A 2,961-nucleotide genomic window follows, 5' to 3' on the forward strand; every position below is an offset into this window, starting at 1 on the left:
GGCGCCCGGCGCTGGTCGATCTGGATTATCACGCGTGCTCAGGGCAGACTAGAAGTATGCGCAACCATCCACAACCCTCCCGGAAGATGCTGGTGTAATGGACTCGCTCATCGAGATTCTTGCCCTGGGCGTGGGGATTCTGACGGCCACAGGGGTAGGTACCGCCGTGGCCGGGTGGGTGGTGGTCCGCAAGGTCAAACGGTCCCGTATTCTCCAGCGTGCGGCAGGAAACGGTGTCCTCGCAGCGAAGTCCTTCGCACCGGACAAAGCAGTCCGTGAACCCGCAAGGCTCATCGGTGAGATGCGCCGCTCCAGCAGGGCCACCAGGGGGGCGATCGATGAAGCGACCCGGCAGGGGTGGCCGGTGGGCCATCTGCCGCAGGCAGCACAGGACCTCGACCGTGCAATGCTCTCGCTCGAGAATCAACTCCGTATCGCTGACCGGGAGCCGAACCGGGCGCTCAAGAGCGAATGGACCGCGGACCTCGCCCAGCAGGCCCGGGCCGCAGCCCGGCGGCAATCAGCGCATTCGATGACAAGCCGGTCACGCCGGCGCCCGGCGCTGGTCGATCTGGATTATCACGCGTGCTCAGGGCAGACTAGAAGTATGCGCAACCATCCACAACCCTCCCGGAAGATGCTGGTGTAATGGACTCGCTCATCGAGATTCTTGCCCTGGGCGTGGGGATTCTGACGGCCACAGGGGTAGGTACCGCCGTGGCCGGGTGGGTGGTGGTCCGCAAGGTCAAACGGTCCCGTATTCTCCAGCGTGCGGCAGGAAACGGTGTCCTCGCAGCGAAGTCCTTCGCACCGGACAAAGCAGTCCGTGAACCCGCAAGGCTCATCGGTGAGATGCGCCGCTCCAGCAGGGCCACCAGGGGGGCGATCGATGAAGCGACCCGGCAGGGGTGGCCGGTGGGCCATCTGCCGCAGGCAGCACAGGACCTCGACCGTGCAATGCTCTCGCTCGAGAATCAACTCCGTATCGCTGACCGGGAGCCGAACCGGGCGCTCAAGAGCGAATGGACCGCGGACCTCGCCCAGCAGGCCCGGGCCCTCGACGCACTCTCGGCGGACCTCCGCAGGTGCCTGCTCCAGACCAGCCGGTCCGTCGATCAGCTGCAGCTCGAACAGGCCAGCTCCCGACTGACCGCGGAAATCAGCGCCATGCAGTCCTGGCGGAGTTCCTACGGGTCCCGAGAGGCCTGGTAGGACCACACGATGTCGATCAAGCGTCGAATCACCCGCATCGTCCAGGCCAACCGCGCCGCGGCGCAGGCTGCGAAAGAAGATCCGCAGGTCAACGCCAGGCAGGCGCAGGACCAGCAGCAGGGCCTGCTCGACTCGGCGAGACGAGCCGCGGCCGACGTCGCAGCCCATCGCCGACGCATCGAAATAGCAGCTTCCGAGGCCGGGGCCTACGCGCAGTACCTTGATGAGCAGGCCGCTACGGCGGTTCAGCGGGGCGACGACGAAACCGCGCGCAATGCCATCCGCGAAGGAATCGGTGCCCGCAAGCGCCATGACACGCTGACACAGCAGTTCTCGGAGGCCGACCGGCAAAGCCGGCAACTGCAGGGCGATCTCGAGCGCCTCGAGCGCCGGATCTTCGACAGTTCCCTCGAATACCAGAGCATGGTGGCCCGACGCGCTGCCGCGGAGGCAGCCCTCGGAGTTCAGGAGTCGATCAGCGCATCGTCCACGGCGGCCTTCGGTGCCGAAGCCGCCCGTAGGGAGGCCGAACGGGAAGTGCGCCAGCTGCGAGCCCAGGCTGAAGCACGTGAGGAACTCGCCTGGACGGACCCGTCGTCGCCACGCATGGAACGGGCGTTCGAGGAACTCGAAGCCGAAGCCGAAGCTCAGCAGGAACTCGAGCGGTTGAAGAAGTCGCAGGCTACAGGCTATCGTCCCGGGCCACAGTAAGAGCCTTCAGGACGGCGTCGTCGACGTCGGCCGGTCCCCGCAGCCGCAGGCGCCAGGCGAAAGGATCGCCGGCGTTCCGCACCGGTTCGAGCACCGCAAGGTCGGTCAGGTCCACCCGAACGTACACATCCAGGGTTTTCTTGTTCGTCGGCGTGACCTGGGCGAACTTGCGGCGCGGGGTCTGCAGCGAGACATACGTCTTGCGCATCTGGACCTCCACGTCGTCCGTAGTCTGCGCCCACAGAAGCAACCGATCCGCGATTGACCGCAACGCAGGCCTGTCGGCGTATTGGGCTTCGAACAGTTCATCGGCGGACTTCAGGAAGAATTCAGGGTACCCGAACATCTCCCAGTCGATGCTCATGAGGTTGTAGCCCGTGATGCCCTGTCCCTTGAGCCAGAAGGACAGGGCATCCCTCGTAGTGATGCCGGCGTTCCGGGCCTGCCGGCGTTCCGGGCCTCGCCTGCCCACTCCGCGACGCTGCGTCCCGTGGTCCGGTTCAGGCGCTCCGCGTTCGTGTCGACCATGCTTTGCCAGGTCTTGATCTCGCTCATGGGAAAACTGTAGTTGCGCGGAGCGACCGAAGTCCCATTGCCGTGCTGCTCACCTGGACTCGGTGGCTTCGATAACCTCCTTGCGGACTTCGCCGCTGACCGTCTCCGCTTCGGTGATCGTCTCCTTCGTCAGGGTGATCCGTTCAACGGGGACGGTCTCCAGCTCGATGATGGGCCGCTCCTCGTAGAGGATGATCTCGTACTCCCCCTCCTCGAAAGGGGTGCCGATCCGCTCCACACCCGGCCCCGCAGCCGTCACTTCGCCTGCGCTTTCCAGCGGCAGCTCCTCGATCCGGATCTCCTCGCGGCGCACGGGGATGGTCTGGGTGAGGGTCTCCGTCACGATGTACTTGTGGATGCGGACCGTGCCGCTCTCCCTGGTCTCGGTGCCCACCCGCAGTTGCTCCTCGGAACGGGTCATCCCCGTGTCCGCGACGCCCCTGTCCGCTACGCCCGTGTCCGGCTGGGCGTCGGCGACGCCGG

The 2,961-nt window shown here is 65.8% G+C and carries 5 protein-coding genes; 3 read left to right on the plus strand and 2 right to left on the minus strand.

The genetic code is table 11. The annotated features are described in order from the left end of the window. Window positions 1–97: 97 nt before the first annotated feature. The 3 genes from Y705_RS0114320 to Y705_RS0114330 are packed head-to-tail and all read left to right on the plus strand — an operon-like array spanning window position 98 to window position 1,923. Window positions 98–649, plus strand: a complete 552-nt coding sequence (locus Y705_RS0114320) for a hypothetical protein (protein ID WP_026533354.1) — start codon at window positions 98–100, stop codon at window positions 647–649. Further along, complete coding sequence (locus Y705_RS0114325; RefSeq protein WP_026533355.1) at window positions 649–1,212, plus strand: hypothetical protein; 564 nt, start codon at window positions 649–651, stop codon at window positions 1,210–1,212. The genes Y705_RS0114320 and Y705_RS0114325 overlap by 1 nt, the downstream gene beginning before the upstream one ends. A 9-nt stretch (window positions 1,213–1,221) precedes the next feature. Then, window positions 1,222–1,923: a PspA/IM30 family protein gene (locus tag Y705_RS0114330; protein WP_026533356.1), complete on the plus strand. Its 702-nt coding sequence runs from the start codon at window positions 1,222–1,224 to the stop codon at window positions 1,921–1,923. Here the strand turns inward: Y705_RS0114330 and Y705_RS0114335 are convergent. Together Y705_RS0114335 and Y705_RS20240 are read right to left on the minus strand one after the other, a co-directional pair. Further along, complete coding sequence (locus Y705_RS0114335; protein ID WP_049822815.1) at window positions 1,895–2,395, minus strand: DUF5655 domain-containing protein; 501 nt, start codon at window positions 2,393–2,395, stop codon at window positions 1,895–1,897. The two genes, Y705_RS0114330 and Y705_RS0114335, sit on opposite strands and share 29 nt — an antisense overlap. A gap of 132 nt (window positions 2,396–2,527) precedes the next feature. Beyond that, the coding region (locus tag Y705_RS20240) for a YsnF/AvaK domain-containing protein (protein ID WP_162149091.1) at window positions 2,528–2,961 on the minus strand (434 nt) is incomplete at its 5' end.

Source organism: Arthrobacter sp. H41 (genome assembly GCF_000520535.1).
GTDB lineage: Bacteria > Actinomycetota > Actinomycetes > Actinomycetales > Micrococcaceae > Arthrobacter_D.

What these genes read in the sequence shown, in the direction of transcription:
- Y705_RS0114320 (WP_026533354.1), top strand. Translation starts at nt 98, where the DNA reads ATGGACTCGCTCATCGAGATTCTTGCCCTGGGCGTGGGGATTCTGACG.
- Y705_RS0114325 (WP_026533355.1), top strand. Translation starts at nt 649, where the DNA reads ATGGACTCGCTCATCGAGATTCTTGCCCTGGGCGTGGGGATTCTGACG.
- Y705_RS0114330 (WP_026533356.1), top strand. Translation starts at nt 1,222, where the DNA reads ATGTCGATCAAGCGTCGAATCACCCGCATCGTCCAGGCCAACCGCGCC.